Source organism: Verrucomicrobiota bacterium JB022, assembly GCA_030673845.1.
Lineage (GTDB): Bacteria > Verrucomicrobiota > Verrucomicrobiia > Opitutales > Oceanipulchritudinaceae > WOUP01.
Genome location: JAUTCQ010000011.1, coordinates 44,246 through 63,151 on the forward strand (window position 1 = coordinate 44,246; position 18,906 = coordinate 63,151).

The 18,906-nt window shown below is 61.7% G+C and carries 13 protein-coding genes; 5 read left to right on the forward strand and 8 right to left on the reverse strand.

From position 1 onward, the window contains the following. Positions 1-13: 13 nt before the first annotated feature. Complete coding sequence (locus Q7P63_06895; GenBank protein ID MDP0499813.1) at positions 14-2,203, reverse strand: glucoamylase family protein; 2,190 nt, start codon at positions 2,201-2,203, stop codon at positions 14-16. A 244-nt stretch (positions 2,204-2,447) separates the two neighbouring features. Here Q7P63_06895 and Q7P63_06900 point away from each other — a divergent pair, with 244 nt between their 5' ends. After that, entirely contained in the window at positions 2,448-3,296 is an 849-nt protein-coding gene (locus Q7P63_06900; protein ID MDP0499814.1) for a DUF6515 family protein, read from the forward strand. Between the two features lie 151 nt (positions 3,297-3,447). Here the strand turns inward: Q7P63_06900 and Q7P63_06905 are convergent, their stop codons facing one another. The 4 genes from Q7P63_06905 to Q7P63_06920 all read right to left on the reverse strand — a co-directional run bounded on the left by Q7P63_06905 (position 3,448) and on the right by Q7P63_06920 (position 12,656). Continuing rightward, positions 3,448-6,048 carry a metallophosphoesterase gene (locus Q7P63_06905; GenBank protein ID MDP0499815.1) on the reverse strand — a complete coding sequence of 867 codons (2,601 nt, stop codon included), beginning with the start codon at positions 6,046-6,048 and terminating at the stop codon, positions 3,448-3,450. Between the two features lie 368 nt (positions 6,049-6,416). After that, positions 6,417-7,427 (reverse strand): glycoside hydrolase family 5 protein, encoded by a 1,011-nt coding sequence (locus Q7P63_06910; protein MDP0499816.1) that lies wholly within the window; start codon positions 7,425-7,427, stop codon positions 6,417-6,419. 31 nt (positions 7,428-7,458) lie between these two features. Continuing rightward, on the reverse strand, positions 7,459-8,883 hold the full coding sequence (locus tag Q7P63_06915) for an MFS transporter (GenBank protein ID MDP0499817.1): 1,425 nt from the start codon (positions 8,881-8,883) through the stop codon (positions 7,459-7,461). A 242-nt stretch (positions 8,884-9,125) separates the two neighbouring features. Beyond that, a complete protein-coding gene (locus Q7P63_06920; protein ID MDP0499818.1) occupies positions 9,126-12,656 on the reverse strand; it encodes a TonB-dependent receptor plug domain-containing protein in 3,531 nt (1,176 codons plus the stop codon). A gap of 173 nt (positions 12,657-12,829) precedes the next feature. Between Q7P63_06920 and Q7P63_06925 the strand changes: the two genes are divergently transcribed. Further along, the gene (locus tag Q7P63_06925) at positions 12,830-14,002 is read left to right on the forward strand and encodes a DNA-binding transcriptional regulator (protein MDP0499819.1); all 1,173 of its coding nucleotides are present in this window, start codon (positions 12,830-12,832) and stop codon (positions 14,000-14,002) included. Positions 14,003-14,005: 3 nt separating this feature from the next. Here Q7P63_06925 and Q7P63_06930 read toward each other — a convergent pair whose 3' ends face one another. Then, positions 14,006-14,971 carry a D-2-hydroxyacid dehydrogenase gene (locus Q7P63_06930; protein MDP0499820.1) on the reverse strand — a complete coding sequence of 322 codons (966 nt, stop codon included), beginning with the start codon at positions 14,969-14,971 and terminating at the stop codon, positions 14,006-14,008. Positions 14,972-15,050: 79 nt separating this feature from the next. Here Q7P63_06930 and Q7P63_06935 point away from each other — a divergent pair, with 79 nt between their 5' ends. The 3 genes from Q7P63_06935 to Q7P63_06945 are packed head-to-tail and all read left to right on the forward strand — an operon-like array spanning position 15,051 to position 16,876. Then, positions 15,051-15,464, forward strand: coding sequence for a hypothetical protein (locus tag Q7P63_06935; GenBank protein MDP0499821.1), 414 nt, complete (start codon positions 15,051-15,053; stop codon positions 15,462-15,464). A gap of 15 nt (positions 15,465-15,479) precedes the next feature. Next, positions 15,480-15,944: a hypothetical protein gene (locus Q7P63_06940; protein ID MDP0499822.1), complete on the forward strand. Its 465-nt coding sequence runs from the start codon at positions 15,480-15,482 to the stop codon at positions 15,942-15,944. A 56-nt stretch (positions 15,945-16,000) separates the two neighbouring features. Further along, positions 16,001-16,876 carry a hypothetical protein gene (locus tag Q7P63_06945; protein MDP0499823.1) on the forward strand — a complete coding sequence of 292 codons (876 nt, stop codon included), beginning with the start codon at positions 16,001-16,003 and terminating at the stop codon, positions 16,874-16,876. A gap of 107 nt (positions 16,877-16,983) precedes the next feature. Here the strand turns inward: Q7P63_06945 and Q7P63_06950 are convergent, their stop codons facing one another. Together Q7P63_06950 and Q7P63_06955 are read right to left on the reverse strand one after the other, a co-directional pair. Next, positions 16,984-17,661: an ABC transporter ATP-binding protein gene (locus Q7P63_06950; protein ID MDP0499824.1), complete on the reverse strand. Its 678-nt coding sequence runs from the start codon at positions 17,659-17,661 to the stop codon at positions 16,984-16,986. Positions 17,662-17,668: 7 nt separating this feature from the next. Beyond that, positions 17,669-18,901 (reverse strand): ABC transporter permease, encoded by a 1,233-nt coding sequence (locus Q7P63_06955; GenBank protein ID MDP0499825.1) that lies wholly within the window; start codon positions 18,899-18,901, stop codon positions 17,669-17,671. Positions 18,902-18,906 lie beyond the last annotated feature (5 nt).

Genomic DNA, 18,906 nt, shown 5'->3' on the forward strand with positions numbered 1-18,906 from the left:
AAGGGGGGTGGGATTATTCTGCGGGGTCGGCATGGAAGCCGATGGCGTCGAGCGCAGGCTGGATCTCGGGGTTGGCCATAAAAAGATCCCAGACGAGGCCGCTCCGGTGGTTCTCGATCATGACCGTGATGGGTGCCTGATTGAGCGCCATGTAGACTTCCTCGAACCAGCCTTGAGACTGGTTGAAACCGTCGTGGAAGCCGTAGACGCCCCACACGCGATCTCCCAACACGCGGTAAAAGTGCTTGAGCGCGGCCATCGACTCATCGGGCGTGTAAGGCATGGAGGCCAGCGAGGCCATGACGTTGATCGTGCCGTTGTCGTCGCGGGGCTGAGCCCGTCCGCCGCCCGTATTGATGCCGGCGGAGAGGCCCCAGCAATCGGCGCCGTAGCCGTCGAAGCCGCGGGGGTTGTCGATAGCGTAGGCCTGGCTGATCAAGGCGATGGCCCGGTTGTTCTCGAAGTAATTCGTATAAGCGTCGCGACGACCGCGCGGATCGAAGCCCAGGAACGAGAAATGCGCAAAAAACAGGTCCGAGCCGGAGCCGCTACCCACCTCCAGCGGGATGCCGTAGTAGGTATTGCCGTTCACGTAATGGTCGCCCTCGGTCGTGCGGCTCCAGGTCTGCCGGTATTTCACCGCCTCGTCGGCAGTGCCCGCAAAGCCCGTGTGGTAGAGGTCTGCCGGCACCGGGTGGGTCGGCGAAGCGATGGCCAGCAGGTAGATGATCAAGGTCTCGTTCCAGCCGATCAGCGGGTGGCTGATGTGGAAGCCGTGGTCGGGCGACCAGTGCCAGTAGAGGTAGCGGCTGTCTTCGCTCTTGCGATACCAATCCCACTCCACCTCTTCCCAAAATCGTGTAATCGTCTCGCGGATCGCGCGCTCGGCAGACGTGTCGCGGTCGAAATACTGCCGCGCCGCCAACAGGCCCTGGATCATGAAGGCCGTTTCGACCAGATCGCCCCCGTTGTCGTATTTGCCAAAAAACGGCACCGCTTTGCCCGTCTCGGCATCGAGGAAGTGCGGCCACACGCCATGGAAGCGCTCCGCCCGGTCCAGGAAGCCGAGAATCTTCTGCATGCGGCCGATTGCCTGCTCACGCGTGACGAAGCCCCGCTCCGTCGCCACCAGCAAGGCCATCACGCCAAAGCCGTTACCCCCCAGCGCCACCAGCTTGCGATCGCCGGGGTAGACCTCCGGGGCAAGACCCGATGACGGGTGCGCAGCCTCCCAATAGTAGCGGAAGCAAGCCTCCTGCACCATCGTCAGCAACTCGTCGTCGCTCATCGGGCGGGTCTCGGCCTGCACCGGCGCGGTCAGGGGCGATTCGTTACCCGCCAGATCGACCGCGCTGACCTGGTAGAAGACCGTCTGGCCCGGCTCGCCCACAAAGTCCTCGAACCGCGTCAAATGCCCCTGCTGGAGGCCGATGGGCCGAAACGTCTCGCCGTCGTCGGACCGGTAGATGCGGTATTGCAGCAGGTCGTCGGCCTCGCTCGGCTGCCAGCTCAGGTCGACGTGACGCTCCGCCCCTTGGGCACGCAGGCGCGTCGGCACCGACGGAGGAGTGGTGTCGTCGAAGTCCTGCGGGTGGACGAAAAAATCGTCGAGATAAAGCGTGCGGTCTTCGTCATCGTCCAGCCCCTGCATAAAGGCTACGCTGATCAGCTCGGCCGGGCGGAACTTGGGATCGGCAGTTCCCTGGTACAGGCCCTCGTGGAAGCTGGCGAAGGGCAAGGTGACACGGGTCCACCTCCCGGCAGGCAGGGTCTCCTGATCTTTGACCAGGCGGACGGTGCCGGTGCCGTTGCCCGCACTGTCGCGCAGGAACACGAGCGGGGAGTTGTGGTAGGTGACTTCGTCCTCCGGGTAGACCCAGAAGCTGAGCGCGTCGCCCTCGAAGTGGAAGGTGCGGGCGTAGCGACGGGGGATCTGCACGTCGATCTGCCAGTCGCCGCCGGGGGCAGACCGCCAGTGCAGGCGCAGGCCGTTGGGCGCGCTGTGAAAACGCTTGGTGTCGACCGGGAAGCGGCCTTCATGGGTCTCCAACGTGCTGGGCGCGATCACCCGGCTGCCGCTGTATTCAGCGGCGTGGGGCGATGAGCTGAAGTCGAAAAAGACGTGGCGGTCGTAGAAGGACTGGGGATGAGCCGAAGCGGCCGCGAGGCTGATCATGGCAAGGGTCAGGGCTGGGAGCTTCATCGGGGAGCGTGGGGGTGAAAACAATTGCACGCGGGGGCCGGGCGGGGGCATTCCCGGCAGGCATACTATTGCAAATGATTGCAGCGCCTTCAACTCGCGAACGGTAATTGGCGTTTCAACCTCAGGAGAAGACCGGGAGCGAAGGGGTGAGTAGCTGACCGCTCGTCCTCGGCAGCTACCGCTGATCACGAAGCCGCAACACCGGCCAAGGACGCGGGTTTAAGGGTATATCATCACCGTGAGCATGCAGCTCCCCACCCCTGAGATCACCGCCGTTCTGGCTTCCTCGATGAAAACCCTCGCCACCATTCCCCTGCTCGCCCTTGCGCTGAGCCTGTCGACGGTTCCCGCCTTCGCCCGCGATCGAGACCGCCATGATGATCACGACCGGCACGACGGACACCGCCACCGCGATGACCGCTGGGATCGCCACGATCATGATCGCGACCACTGGCACTACCGGCCTCCCGTCCGCTACGTACCGCCGCCAGTGCGTTATGTGCCCGCTCCGCCCTCCTCTTCGGTCACATTCGAGATGGGGATCCCCAACGGCTTTATCTCGGTGCGCGTCGGGCAGGATTATTACTACGAACGGCGCGGCGTCTATTACCGGCACCTGCCGCAAGGCTACGTGGTCGTCCCGGCTCCGCGCGGTGCGATCATCCCTATCCTGCCGCCCGGCTACAGGCGGGTAGTCTACAACGACTTGCCCTACTATCGTTGCGGCGACGTCTATTACCGCTCGGTCAGCGGCGGCTACATGGTGGTAGAGCGTCCGGTCGTCATCGAGCGCACGGTCGTCGTGGAGTCGCGCCCTGCCGTGGCGGAGCCCCCCACCCCAACCCGAGCCAGCGCCGATTATTCGTTCTGGATCGACAGCTACGAATTTACCTACCGCGACGGCCAGTTCTTCCGCCGCACCGCCAGCGGGCTCATCTGGAACGAACCGCCCATGGGCGCCGTCTCCAACGAGCTGCCAGCCGACGCCGAAAGCCTCTGGTATCGCGACATCGAGTATTTCGACCTCGACGGCGTTTACCTGCGCAAGACGCAAGACGGCTACAAGATCGTGCCCGCCCCGTGGTCGATCTGAGCGGATCGAGCCTTTGTTGTTACTGATCTATATAGACGACCCCTCATCACAGAGAGACTGACCAGACAGACATAGTAAGGAGAGATTACAGGAAAAGCGTCCGGGAACTCCCGGACGCTTCTTTTTTGAGCACAGAAGACGATTTGCCGGATCAGTTGGCCGTGTGGCGGAACTGCCAGCCAGCCGAGCCCCAGACCCAGGGGTAGACGGCTTCGCTGGTGTACAGCCACTCCCCACTGCCTTGATCGACGAAGTAGTAACCGCCGTCATCATTTTCCGTCCAATACGACCAGCCGATGTCGGAGTCGTAGAGGAAGACCCAGGGGAAGTCTTGCAGATACATCGAGCCGAGCCAGGGCGAGTAGGCGCGCGAGACGCTGTTGATCTCCGACAGGCCGCCGAAGAAGTTACCCAACTCACCCGAGCCCGCCTGCACCACCATAAACGTGGTGTCGTTGATCGTGACCGTGGCGGCGCGGGCCATCGCTCCCTCGTTGGGAGCGACCTGGATCGTCAGCTCGGTCTCACCGGTGCCGGAGGTCGTGGGCAGCGTCAGCCAATCGGCAGAAGCTTCGGCCATCCAGGCAAGGGACGCCGGCGTGGTGGTGATCGGCAGGGCAAGCTCGGCCGCCATTTCGCGCACGAGCGAGCCGGGAGCGGGAAGCGTCACGCCCTCGGTAGCCGCGTTGACGGCCTGGTCGATCATCGCCTGCACGTCCAGACCTGCTTGGGTGACGGTGTATTCCTGCCCGCCGATCAGCACGGTGGCCTGGCGAGGCTCGGTGGAGGGATTTTCGGCCACCACGAGGCGGACGGTGCCGTCGCCATACTGGCGAGTGTTGCCCTCGAAGCTGATCCAACTGACTTCGGTCGAAGCCGTCCAGCCGGTGCCGGCCGGGTTGGCAGTCACCGCAACGTCGTAGCTGCCGCCCTGTTGGCTGGGTTCGGCAGAGGTCTGGTCGAGCGAAAACGCGCCCACCTCCTGGTTGAGCACCGAAAATTCGTCGAACTTCACCACTGCGCTCTCCGGCTGGGCCGTATCGAAGTAGTAGCTGGAGACGGTCTGCGTCGCGGTGTCGAGGATCGAGAAGACGGTGATCGAATTGCTGTCGATGGTGGGCAGCGTAGTCGCGTCGTTGGGGTTTTGCATCACGGGCGCGATCGTTGGCATGATCGGCTCCGCGCCCCACGGGTCGCCGACCGTAAAGTAGTTTTTGGCCTCGTAGCGCGGGTCGCGCGGGGCGTTGCTGCGCGCCTTGTAGCCCTCGATGTAGCTGCCGTAGTTGTTGCCGACATTGGAGGTCTCGATATAGTTGACGCCCGCATCGGTCAAGAGGCGCACCCAGAGGTGGGAGTGGCCGAAGTGCACGATGTCGACATCCGCAGCCTCAATCAGCGGGTGCAAGTCGCGGTGGAAAACGTCCTGCTCGGGCGGGTATTCATATTTGATGAACGAGATTTCGCCGTCGGTCCCGCGCTCGATGGTCTGGACCGGCTCGGCGAGCAGCGGGTTGACGTTGTCGCCCGTGCCACGGCTCGTCTGGTGCGTCAAAACATAGCGGATGGCGGCGTTCTGGTAGGCCTCGCTTTCGAGCTGTTGGGCAAACCAGTCGTATTGGGCCGAACCTTCCGCAAAGTCCCAGAAGAGGAAGTCGCCGAAGCCCCACATGTCGGGGTTTTCGTAATCGGCCACCCGCTCGCTGTATTTGCCACGGGTGTTGTCGTTAATCGTGGGTGAGCGCCAGATGCGTGTGGTGTAGAGGCCCATCAGAAACACGTCGCCAAACTCGATGGAGTAGTATTTTTCTCCATCGGGGCCGTCGGCGGGCAGGCTGAAGATCTCCTCGTAAGTAATCGAGTTGAAGGAATTGTTGGTGATCCACTCTTCACGGATGGTGGGATCATTCGAAGGGTTGAGAACGGCCTTCTGTTCTTCATAACGCTTTTCGGCATACCAGCGGGGTTGCGGAAAATTGAACTGATTGCCGAGGCTCTGCGACAGATCGTATTTACCCATCACTTCGTGATTACCAATGACGGGGAACAGCGGGGCATTCTGAATAATGGCGCCGCCGGTGTAAGGATCTTCCGGGTTGAAGACCTGCACGCGACCCTGCAAAGCAGCGAAGTAGGAGAAGCCACGATTGTCGTCGAACCACTCCGAGGCGCGGTCCGGGATGTTCTGCAGGTCGCCCGCGTAGAAGACGGCATCGACCATTCCCACCGTCTCGACCACCTTCTGCAGGTTGGCCGGCGTCATGGCCTTGAGCTGGTGGTCCGATGTCATCAGAATCTTCAACGGCTGGCCCTTGGGTGGCACCGGCGCAAGGCTGTAGGTCTCGCTCTCAACGGTCGCTTCACCATCTACGCTGACGACGCGGTAAGGCACTCGCTGGCCGGGATTCAGGCCCGTCACGGTGGCTTCGTGGCGCCAGATATCGCGCTCGGTCGTCGCGCTGTAGAGGCTGCCGTTGCCGTCTTGGGTCTTGACCCACGAGGAGCCGTCTTCGGCCACGCGGGAGAGCTTCGTCGTGGTGGCCGGGAACGAGGCGTCCAACGCGTCGCCCACCTCGACGGTGTGGCTGGAGCCTTCGAACTCCGTGAACCACACGACGTTGATCGTCGATTCGGTCGGCAACTGGAGGAAGGGATCGGTCAGGAGCATGGGCTCCGCTTGAGCCGCAAGCGTCAGCGGCAGCGCGAGAGCGCCGAGCAGCGTGGTATAATACTTGATCGAGCGAGATAGCTTCATGGTTCGAGTCGAATGAGAGGTGTACTTCGAGCGCGCACACCTCTTTATTTCCGACTCGAATGTGGCCACCTTAAACGACCCTAAACTGTTGATTTATCAAACTATCTTACCCGATGATCATAAACGCAAACCACACGTTATACTTATGCAATAATTCACCAACGAATGCGTCGAAAGCCTGCGAATTACGGCACTTTCGCGACAAAGTTACGCGTATGTCAATCCCAGTTATGAACCCATACACCGCCCCATTTATCCATACGATAAATACCTATTGTAGCACAATTCATACGAAGCATTTCGATACCAAAAAGCCGGAGAGCCGATCCCCTCCGGCTTCCCAACCAAGGCCACAGAGCCCAAGACTGCTATTGGGCATCCTTGAGCAAAGCGTCGCGCAAGCCGGTGCGGTATTTGCCCGTCTGCGGGTCATAGATGCCGAAGCCCGATGCGAACTCCCAGTAGTGCCAGGAAAAGCCGAACGCCTCGCACATTTCGCGCACGGTGCGGGTGTAGGCCACGCGCGACTCCATGTCGGCCGTCGAGTAGGCCCCGAACTCACCTACGCAAACGGGCACCCCGAGACCATCGGCCCATGCCTTGACCTGCGCGAAGTGGCTCGACATCGCCACCAGCTCCTCAATCGAGTCGGTAAAACGCGTGCCGACCGGCGGTGGCTCTTCCAGCCACTCCGCTCCCTGGTGCGTGAACTCGAAGGGCAGATAATAGTGGAAGGTGGCGATGAGATTGTCGTCGTTTTTCGGCCAATCGAGGTCGGCCAAGGTCTGCCAGCCGTTCCACGGGCTGCCGCCCATCAAGACCGGGCGGTCCTCATTTTCCTGCCGGATGATCATGAGCGCCGGCGGGTAGATCGCCTCCCACAGCTCTTGCGTCATGTTGCCATGCGGCTCGTTCAGGATCTCGAAAAACAGCTCGTCGCGGTCGTACCCCTCGTAGTGCTGCGCCACCTGTTGCCAGATCGCGAGGAACTGCGGCAGCTCGGCATACGGGTCTTCGTAAAACTCGTTGTAGTGATGGACGTTGATGATGACCTTCAGGTCGTGGTCGAGCGCGCGGTCGACAATGGAGTCCACCAGCTTGAAAAACTGCGGCTGGATCGTGTAGGGAGGCGTGTCGGCCGCGTAGTCCGACCAGCGGATAGGCACGCGTACGGAGGCAAAGCCCTGCTCGGCAATGCGGTCGATCATCTTCGGGTCGGCTTTGACCACATCGGTCCACGAGCCATCGGCAGGCACTTCGAGCGTGTTGCCGAGGTTGATGCCCGGGCTGAGCGACTGGTTGAGCTCGTGGATGTCTTTCGCCGCGAGCGGCAAGGCCAGCGCAAGGGCGAACAGGCCAAGAAGGGAGCGTTGGTTCATCGGAGTATCAAGGGGGTTAGAAGGGAAAAGATCAGGATTCGAGCGCGCGGGCTTTGAGCGAGGCTTCCATCTCGACCTCGACCTTGCGCGTAATGCCGTAGAAAAACACGAGCCCAGCCGCCACCACCGCCACCGCCGACGGGATGAAAGACATCATGAGCCGCAAGCCCTCGATCGTCGTCTCGCTCTGCGCCACGTTGGCCTTGAAGCCGTAGTAGCCCAGCAGCCAGCCCGCGATCCCCGGCCCGATGGCCCAGCCCGCCTTTTGCGAAAAAGTGCCAGCCGAGAACACTAGCCCGGTGAAGCGCCGCCCGCACTTCCACTCCGAATAATCGGCCGTATCGGCGATCATCGACCAGAAGAGCGGCATCAGCGGCCCCATCATGAACGAGGTTATGGCCTGCAACACGAGGATGTAAGTCACCGCGCCCGGCCCCGCAAAGTAGTAGAGACACGCCGTCGCAGCGGTGAGCAGAGTCAGCCAGACGTAAGCACTGCGCTTCGAGCCGAAGACATCCGTCAGCAGCTTGGTGCAGGCGACACCGGCCAGCGTCGCAAGGGTGCCGACGAGGTTGAAAGTGGTGGCCAGCTTGACGAATTCGCTGGTTTCCTCCACCGCCCCTACCACGTAGTAGCGGAAATAGTAGAGGATCGAGGCATCGCGTAGCGCGATCCAGATAATCGTCGTGACGCCAATAAAAATCATCGCCACCCACGGCTTGTTGCGCACCAGTTGGGCCAGGTCTTTGCCAATGTCGGACTTCTGTTCCTTGGGCGGCTGAACGCGCTCACGGGTGGAGGCAAAGGTGAAAAGGAACATGCCGCCGGCCATCAGCGCATAGAGCACCATCGTCCAGACGTAGCCTGCCTGGGTGGCCGTCTGGCCGTCGGCGCTACCGCCAAGCCACACCACGAGCACGAGGATCGTGCCCTGCACCAGGAAATTGGCCCCATAGGCGCCGTAGAAGCGGAACGACGAAAGGATCGTGCGCTCCGCCGAATTCGGCGTCATGACGCCCATCAACGCCCCGTATGGGATGTTGATCATCGTGTAAAAGACCATCGCCAGCGTGTAGGTGATGTAGATGTAGACGATCTGCCACGCCTGAGCGACATCTGGCACCGTAAACACGAGAATGCCGCTGATCGCATAGGGCAGGATCATCCAGCGCAGCCAGGGGCGGAATTTGCCATGAGGGGACTTGGTGCGGTCGCAGAGGATCCCCATCAACGGGTCGTTCGCAGCATCGAAGATGCGCGTAACGATGAGCATCGTGCCGATCACAGCCGCCTCGATCCCGATGATGTCGGTATAAAAGAACATCAGGAACGACGAGAAGGTCTTGAAGAACAAGACCGAGGCGAAATCGCCGGAGGCATAGCCCAGCTTTTCGCGCAGGCCAAGCCTGCCGTCGGGCGTCATGGCGGGAGCTTTGGAATCTACAGGGGGCGTCATGGGATCAGGAGGAGTCAAAAGGCGGCTGCGCAACGAAAGGGGGTATTGCGACAGCGCATGCAAACGGGGCTGAAGCGATCTAACGCCTCGCCAGGCTTTCGCCGAGTCAAAAAAAAAGGGACCGTCGAAGTGGAGTAGCGGGAGCCTGGACCGGCTGGCCCAGGCCCCCTTACTGATCTGTAGCGCTACTCCTTATCGACTATCCCCTTGTCGATAAGAGCGTTCCGAGAGGTTCGATTTCTCTAGAAACTGATGGTGTTGGTGAGGAACCAGCTGGTGCCTTCCTTGATGCGGAAACCACCGGGCGAGCCGTCGGGCTGCACCGTCACCGGGATGAGCTCGTTGTCGGCGAAGGCGTTGCGCACGTTCAGCTGGATGCGCCAGCGGAGGTTGCGCGGCAAGTCGCGCTGGTAGCCCACCCAGAAGTCGAAGTCGCTCTCGGCATCGCCGTAGTATTTCTTGCTGAGGTCGTAGCGATAGCCGACGGACGAATCAGGATCTTCCGCGATGCCGTAGCCGAGCAGGATCTCGTCTTGCCAGCGGTAGGCTCCCCCGACGTTGACGCCTTTGAGCGGCCCTTCGCTGAAGCTGTAGTTCGTGACGACGTTGACGCGCCAGGGGCGCAGCTCGGCCACATTGGAGCCTTCCAGGAGCTGCTGGAGCTGGTAGTTGCCATAGAACTCGCTCTCGAACTTGCCTCGTAAAGTCTCCGTGCCAGCACCACCCCACCAGAAGCGAGCGTCACCACCCGGACCTTGGTAAAAGGCATAGCGTTGGTCGACCCAGGCGGCGATGGACTCCGCGATGTTGAAGCGCGTGGCTTCCGTCTTGGCTGCGTTGATGGTGACGTTCCAATTGGGGGTGATCTGGGTCGTCAACTCGAACTCAATACCTTCGGAATGGGTGTCGCCTGTGACGGTGACATCCTGCAGATAGGTGATGTTGATTCCACCCGAGGTATCGCCCGCCGCCCACTGGTTGAGGTTGTAGCCCCAGGCCTGCTGCAGGCTTTGCGGCGGCGGATTGTCGATGATCGCGTTGACGGTCTCCAGCATCGCGTCGCGGGCTTCCTCAACCGTCTGCCCCTCCTGCGGCTCATAGGGCAGGAAGAAGTTACCGCCTTCATTGAAGTTGGAGGTGAAGGAACCATAGGGGCGGCCCAACTCGTAGGCCGTTTTGGCCTGCACCGCAAACTGGTAGGCCCAGGCCTCGCCATACCCAAGCAGATAGTCGTTGGTGACCGCATTGGAGAGGGTGGCGTTGGTCACGTCGGTCTCGTACCAGTTGACCTTGAAGATCACGCGATTTTCAAGGGCACTGACAGTGAAGCCATACTCGGTTGTTTCGCCGGTGGGCGACTGCAGCGGGTTGCCCAGTGGGTCGACGCGCTCGGGCTGGGGCCGGAAATTGGAGCTTTCGCCATAGTGGACGGAGAGGTCGAGGCCGTATGGCAGTTTTTCGCGAATGGAATCCGGCATGTGGAGCACGACGCCCCAGGTCAGGCTTTCGTCCTCCACTTCGGCATAGCGGCGATTCGTGTCCGGGATGGTCGGGTAGGCATCAGCCGCGCTATCGGGAATATACCAGCCGGTCTCACCCGGCAAACCGCCTCCAGAGGTGGCATAAAGCGCCTTGTCCTCGCGCCAGCCTACGGTCGGCACGATAAGCCCGTCCATCAGGAACCCTTGCCATACGAGCGAGTAGGAATCGATCTCGTTATGGGACATGGAAGTGCCGCCAGGCGTATAGAGAGCGGTGCGATCTCCACGTTCTGCGTTCAGGATCGCGAGTTGCGTATCCGTCCAGCCTTGGTAGCGGTCGAGATCGTCCATCGGCAAGCCCGGATTGACAACATCGAGGCTGAACAGCGGGATCGTGCCGCCGGTGGGGTTACGAATGGCACCAATGCGGGGAACACTGAGATTTCCGAGGGAAACGCCGAAAAGTGGATCGGTCAGATAGCTGAGGGTCGAGACCTGGCGTTCGCCTTCACTGACTGCCAGCTTGTCGGCGGGGAAGTAGTCTTCTTCCGCTGCGAAACGCTCCCAGGCATACGAATCGACGTCGTAATCCATGGTGGTATAGACGCCGGTAAAGAGGTGCCGCCCCAGGATGCGCGTCAGAAGACTGTCTGCTTCCATGAAGTCGGAGAAGTCGAGCTCGCCGTAGGCAGTCACACGATCGGTCGTGCGTTCGCTGTGGCGGCTATCGTTGGAGCCACCGCGCGAGGCAACCATGGCGCGGCCCACATTGGGGTTGGGCTGGCCGTTCGGCAGCGTCGCCATGACATCGACGGTCAACGCGTAGCCGCTGCCACTGATGGTCTGCATTTGGCCTCGGTCCACCTCCTGGTAGTCCCGGGCGTACTCAATGCCCACCCGGTGATCGAAGAAGCTCTGGAGAATGGTGAAGTTGTAAGCCTCGAAATCGGTCCACTCGCGCTTGTTCGGGCCGTCGAGCAGGTTGTTGTAAAAGTCGAAGATGTTGTCGTCGGTCAGCAGCTTCTCCTTAAAGGCACCGATCTGGTGGCCGGGAAGCTGGGCGAGGCGGGCATACTCTTCATACGTCTGAATCCCGTACCAGGCCTGGAACGGCACGCCCCCAAAGCCATCGGGGACAGCAGCAGTGGCCTCCCACTGCCCCGGCATGATGAAGGCTTGATCCCGCGAACTATTGTTGGGGAAGATGACCATCGGCCCGCCAAAGTAGTCGCCGCCACGGCCCGCGACCCAAGGCTGGTAATTGGGGTTCGTTACCGCCGTCGAGCCTTCGCGCTGGAGCGTGCGATTGACTGCGCCGTAGTCGGCAGGCTGACCAAGCTCGAGCCATTCGTCGTAGCTGGTCCCGTGCATGTTGATCGCACCATAGGTCTGCTGGTTCAGCTCCGTGAACCAAGGGGTGATTCGGTCGATCGGCGGAGTGGAGCGCGGACGGTTGGAGCGGATCTCGCCGTTCTCGTAGTTGAACTTGATCGTGGTACTGGCGTTCTCGAACTTGAGCAGCTTCGGATCCCAGCGGGCAGAGCCAAAGACGCGCTTGTCGCGCTCGAAAGCGGGCTTTTGCTGGAATTTTTCATCCTCATAGAGGCCGATGACTCGCACCGCCAGCTCGTCATCGAGGACTTCGACATTGTAGTCACCGGAGACTCGGTGGGAGTCGTGTTCCGAAAAACGGTATTCCACCTCGCCCATGGTATTGTACTGGGCCTCTCGGAGGTTGGTATTGATAATACCTGCCGGGCTGCCGATGCCGAAGAGCATGCTGTTGGCCCCACGCTGCAGGTCTACGCGGCCTACGTTGTAGCCGTCCCACGGGATATCCGAGAGGAAGAAGTTACGCACATTGTCGGCCGAATCGAGGCCACGGACCCGCGTATTGTTTTGGGGTGCCACGGCACTCTGCTCACGCAGGCGGCTGGCGTCTCCGGCCCCGAGGTAATTACCTTGCAGCCCTCCCACCTCCGTGCCGGTGGTGTAGACGAGCAGGCTTTGGGTATCCGTAACGCCGGTGTCCTGGATGAACTTTTCGTTGACGACGGTGATGGAGTTGGCGACGTCGCGCAACTCGGTGCGGAGGCGGGTGCCAGCGAGGGTTTCGGTGGCGGCGTAGCCGATGTCGCCGGAGGAAGTGATTTCGAAGGGGCTGAGTTCGAAGACTTCTTCCGAGTCGGCGGTTTGGGTAGCAGCAGGGGTTTGGGCAAATACGGCCGCTGCGGGCAGGAGCATCCCGAGCAACCAGTACGCCCGCGAGAACATGCGGGGCGAAACGATCATTGGAGTAATAAGGAGGGGGGTGTTTGGTCAGACTAAGTGTCTTGGGAACGGACGAATCTTATCACGACCTTTAGGATTAAAAACATGAGAACGAGCGTGAAAGGTTTGTGTGATTTTGGCACATGTCTTGTCTTTCCACGCTCAAGCCGTCTATATACAGACAGGTCTCCTGCATGCTTACCGATTCCACCAAAAACGTTGCCCTGATCCTGCAGACCCGCATGGAGGAAAATATCGGCATCCTGAACGGGATCGCTGCCTACGAGCGGGAAAATGCAGACTGGAATTTCTTCCTCGACGACCAGTCGATGTCGGTCAGCAACCACGCTTGGCTGTTCCGCCGTGAGTGGGACGGCGTGATCTGCCGCCACCGCTCCTCGTCGCTACTGGAAGAGTGCGTGCGGCGCGGCATCCCCTGCGTGGACCTCGACGACTCCCCTATCCTGCTCCCGGGTGTGCCCAAGCTGCGCCCCGACAACCTTGCGGTGGGCCACGTGGCGGCCGAGCACTTTATCGAGCGCGGGTTCAAGCGCTTTGCCTTTTGCGGCTTCGGCAACGAAACGTGGTCGTGCGAACGGCGGCGCGGCTTCATGGAGGCCGTGCAGGCGGTGGGCTGCGAATGCTCCGTACTGGAGACAATTTACACCCAGCAACTGACGCCCGACTGGGACATCGCCGAGCAAGAGCGTATCGGCGCTTGGGTGAAGGAACTGGAGCACCCGCTGGCCCTGATGGCGTGCAACGACCTCCGTGCGCTGCAGGTGATCGCGGCGGTGCACCAGGTCGGCCTCAGCATCCCCGACGAAGTGGCCGTGCTCGGCTCCAATAACGAGAGCGTGCGCGCCAACCTCTCCCACCCTCCCCTCTCCAGCGTGCCGATCAACGCCGCCGACTGGGGCTACCGGGCAGCCCAGGCCCTGCATGGCCTGTTCGACGGCAAGCCGGTCGCGGCAGAGACTTTCATTGACCCGGGGGCGGTCGTCGTGCGCCGCTCGACCGACATCCTCGCAGTGGAAGACCCTGCGATCGTCGAAGCGTTGCGCATCATCCAGAGCGAGGCCACCGGCCCCCTGCGCGTCGAAGACCTGGCCCGCCGCGTCAACCTGAGCCGTAGCCTGCTGGAGCGCCGCTTCCGCAAATTCCTCCGCCGCAGCCCGCAGGAGGAGATCCGCAACGTGAAGATCAACAAGGCCAAGCAGCTCTTGCTCGATACCGACATGACGCTGGCCGAGATCGCCGAAGCCATCGGCTTCGAGCACCCCGAATACCTCAGCGTGATGTTCAAGCGGCTGACCAGCGAAAGCCCGCGCGACTTCCGCCAGCGTTACCGCCCGAAGGTGACGTAGGGCCTAGTCGACGCGGTTGACGCGTTCGCCGGCGCGGAAGGCCTCGATGTTGCGCACCACTTGCTCGTAAAGGCGTTGACGGGCTTCGCGCGTCGCCCAGGCGATGTGGGGCGTCACGGTGCAATTGGGCAGGCCGATCAAGGGATTGTCGGCGGCAGGCGGCTCCTGCGTCAGCACGTCGAGGCCCGCCCAGGCCAGCTTGCCTGCCTTGAGCGCCTCCGCCAGCGCCGGCTCGTCGATCAGCGGCCCGCGCCCGTGGTTGATCAGCACCGCGCTGGGCTTCATCTTCGCCAACGTGTCGGCGTTGATCAGCTTTTCGGTCTGCGGGGTCAGCGGGCAGCAAAGCACTACCACGTCGCTCGTCGCCAACAGCTCGTCCTGCGAGACCAGCTTGCTCACGCCCTCGGGCAACTCTTCCGGCTCGGTGCGGGTCTGCGCGACCACTTCCATGCCAAACGCTGCCGCCACCTTGGCCACGCTGCGCCCGATGGAGCCCAAACCGATCACGCCCATACGCCGCCCCGCCAATTCGATCAGCGGAGCCACGGTGAAGGTAAAGTCGGCCGAGGTCGCCCAGGCCCCACCCTGCACCGCCGCATCGTGCGCCGCCACCTGCTGGGTGTAGTGCAGCAGGTGCGCAAACACCATTTGCATGACGGACGCGGTGCTGTAGGCGGGCACATTCGTCACCGCGATGCCGCGCTCACGGGCGGCCGCGAGGTCGACGACATTGTAGCCGGTCGAGAGCAGGCCGATGTAGCGCAGCTCGGGCAGTTGCTCGATCTGGGCGCGCGTCAGTACTGTCTTGTTACTCAGCACAAAATCGGCCCCCGCCGCGCGCTCCACCACCTCCTCGGGAGGCGTGCGGTCATGGATCGTGACGTCTCCCAACGCCTCCAGTGCCGTCCAGCTCAAATCGCCGGGGTTCATCGTATATCCGTCGAGCACGACAATGCGCGGTGTGGCCATGCGGGCAGCCAAGCAGTCAACCGCCACCCGCGCAAGCCGCAGCTTGATTCCGTCGGTTCAAAAGCTATGCTGGCGGCGTATGGCTAAGGTCAATGCCCACCGCTGGCTGGCGGAACCGATCCTCGCGCGCCCGGAGGCGGTCATGAAGCGCATGTTTGGCGCCGAAGCGTTTTACCTCGGCGGCAAGATGGTGCTGCTCACCGCCGACGGCGATCCCGACTGGCGCGGCTGCCTCTTCCCCGCCGAACGCGATCAGCACGACGCGATCCGCGCCGAGTTCCCCACGCTGCACCCGCACAAGATCCTGCCCAAGTGGCTCTATCTCAAGGAAGACGCCGACGACTTCGAGCCGACCAGCCAGGCCGTAATCCGCCGCATCCTCGACGGCGACCCCCGCTTCGGCATCATCCCCCCACCCCGCAAATCGAAAAAGAAAACCACTACCGCCACCAAGAAAGCCCTGCCAGACGGAAGGCCGCCACATCTGGCGTAGATGAGAAGTCCCACCATGAATCAAATTTTCAAAACGCTGCTACTTTTATTGATGCTCGCCATAGGCCAGGAATTAATTAGAGCGGAGCAAATCGAATCGTTGCCAGAAATCTCTCAACAGAACAGAGCCGCAATTCTGGCGCTGCCCAAAATGGAGGGCATTTACGAAGTCGAATCGAACGAAGTTGGCCCCGACGGAGCCGAAGGTAACTTCTATAGACTGGCGGTGTGGCTGTCCAAAGAAGGCACCATAGAGGATTTTCAAGCGATGATACGAGATCCCGAAGCTGTCGTGCGAGCGATGAGCCTCGTGTGCCTGCTACGCAGCAATCGTCCATTGCCAGCTCTGACGGGCGATGATGAGATCATCGCCGTAACTCTTGGATGCATGGGGATGGACGTTACCCTCGAACTTTTTTCGCAGCTGCTGTCGACTGCGGATTGGTGGAAACAGAGTTTTCTCGATTACCCGGAAGAGTAACCCAACCCCTTTAGCAAAGATTTACTTTTCAGGAACTTGTCGCAAAACTCCCCCTCATGCGACGCCTCCTTCCCCTTTTCTTCGTCCCGCTCATCACCCCTGCCCTCAACGCCCAGCCGGTCAAGCTGACCGAGGTGGAGTGGCATGGCACGGGGTGTTACAAGATCGAGATGCCGATGGGCACGGTCTACTTTGAAAAGGACAACGGCGTGTCGGGCTTCAAGAGCTTCCTCGACCCGCAGGGCAACGATTGGATCGCGTCTTACCTGCCGCCGGGCCCGAACGGCGACTTCCGGGGCTTCCCCAACAGCACGGGCAACTTCGGGCATGCCGGGCGTGACAGCGGCTCGACCACGATCGTGGTCGACGACCGGACGGAGGGAGATTACGTGGTGCTGGAGTCGTCGAACCATCAGTTCACGTTTCAGTACTGGTTTTTCCCGCAGCACATTGCGCTCAAGGTGCTGAAGTCGGAGGGCGATTACGCGTTTCTGCTGGAGTGCGTGGCGGGCGGCACTGCCGATGCCGAGGATTACTTTGTGACGGCGGACGGCGAGAAGCACATCCCGACCCAAGAGGGCGAGTTCGACGACTTTACGCCGGAGTGGATTTACCTGGGCGACCCGAAGGCCGAGCACGTGATGTTCTTTGGCAAGACACCGGAGGACGACGCGCCGAACGAAAACCACCGCCAGTTCCGCAAAGGAGGCGTGCACAACATGGACCTCTACAGCTTTGGCCGCAGCGGGGTCGACAACGGCTACAAGACCTTCGGCATGAGCGGCAACGAACACGTCTGCATCATCGGTTTTGCCCCGGCCAAGACACCGCACAAGGAGATGAAGCAGATGATCGAGGGCCTGCTGGAGCAGCCGTTTGTCGCGGGCAGGAAAGCGGGGCCTCACGCAGAGGCGCAGAGCCGCCAAGAATAAAGGCAATTTGATCAACAGAGGCACCCATCAACGAAGGAGGATTTTCACCTGAAAAACTTCTTCCCTTCGCGGCTTGGCGCCTCTGCGTGAGGCCAATTTTCCCTTCCCTAAACTTCCCCCAGCACGCCGTTGTGCAGCTCGTATTTGCGCTCGGTGCGGGAGGCGAAGTCGCGGCTGTGGGTGACGAGCACGAGCGCAGCCTGTTGGTCGCGGCAGACCTGCAGGAGCAAGTCCATGATGACCAGGCCGGTGGTCTCGTCGAGGTTGCCGGTCGGCTCGTCGGCGAGCAGAACTTGCGGGCGGTTGACGAGAGCCCGTGCGACGGCCACGCGTTGGCGTTCGCCGCCGGAAAGCTGGGTGGGCAAGTGGTGTTCGCGTTCGCCCAGGCCGACGAGGCCGAGCAGCTCTTTGGCCCGGGCCGTGGCGTCCTTGCCTTTCATGCCGCCGATGCGGGCAGCGAGCACGACGTTTTGCAGCGCATTGAGCTCGGGCACGAGGTAGTAGCTCTGGAAGACCATGCCGAGGTGCTGGGCGCGGACGGGCGCGAGGCTGCTGGAGCTTTGCTGCGTCACATCGCGCTCGCCCCAATGGACGGCGCCGGCGTCGCAGTCTTCCATGCGGGCCATGATGTTGAGCAGGGTCGTCTTGCCGCTCCCGGATGCGCCGCGCAGGCTCACGCTTTCGCCCGCATCGACGTGCAGGCAGATGTCCTGCAGCACGGTGATCTCGCGGGGGCCGCTGCGGAAGCGTTTCTGGACGCCGTCGACGGAAAGGACGTGGGGCATGGCGGGATCAGGCTTCGGTGCGGAGGGCTTCGGCCGGGCGCATCTTGGCGGCGCGCAGGGCCGGCACCAGCCCGGCGAGGGTAGACAGCACGAGGGCGCTGCTGATGATGACGACAAAGTCCTGCACCGTGTAGTGCACCGGCAGGCGGTAGAAGAAATAGAACTGCACGAGCGTGTCGTAGCTGCCGGTGAGGCGCGTGAGCACGTCGATGATCGGGTTGCGGAAGGTCAGGATGGTGATGGCCAGCGCAACGCCTGCCGCCGTGCCGATCACGCCGATGCAGAAGCCCTGGAAGCAATACTGGATCACCAGCTCGCGAGCGCGGGCGCCCATCGCCCCAAGGATGCCGATTTCGCGGGTCTTGCGCACGACGTTGAGCAACTGGGCGATGGCGATGGCAAAGACCGCGACGGCCACGATAAAGAGGTTGATGAAAAGCATCATCGTCTTCTCGAAGTCGAGCACCCATAGCTGGCTGGCGAAGCGCTGCTTCCACGTCATGGCGTGCAGGCCGGGCCGCAAGGTCTCGTTGAGCTGCTCCACCACGCGGAATTCGTCGCTGCCGGGCTTGAGGCGCACCTGCACGGCGTGGACCCCGTCGTTGAGCTGGTAGAGGTCCTGCATCGTGCGAAGCGTCACCATCAGCCCCGGCACCAGCTCCTGATACCAGTCGACATCGTAAATCGCGGTCACCTCCAGTTCCAGCGGCAGGATCACCTCGTCGCGCTTCAGCCCTTCGAGCATGAGCGGCGAATACACCTCGACGTAGTCGCCCACGTCGACCCCGATCTGGTCGGAAAGGGTGCGCGAGATGGCGACCGAGCCGTCGTAGAGATCGGAGAGGCTGCCTTCTTTGACGAAATTGCCCCAGCCGTAGCCGTCGGCCTGCATCACGTCGATCCCCACGATCTGCGGGAACACGGGGATGTTGCGATACATGACCATGACCATGCCGTTGGCCATCGGCACGGCGGACTGCACGGAGTCGATCTGGTCGAGCGCTTCGTGCGCAGCGGGCTCGTAAAAGGGGCGGCCACCGGCGTCGATCACGACTTCGCCCGCCAGCTCGACCATGCGCGTGCGGTGCTCTTGGCCAAAGCCGCCCATCACGCTCTGCACCACCACGAGCACGGCCACGCCGAGCGCGACCCCGAGCGTGGAGGCCCAGAAAAAGAAAGACCCGAAGCGCTTTCCGGTGGGGAAAAGCTGCTTCAGGGCCAAATAGAGAAACCAGGGCATGCGGT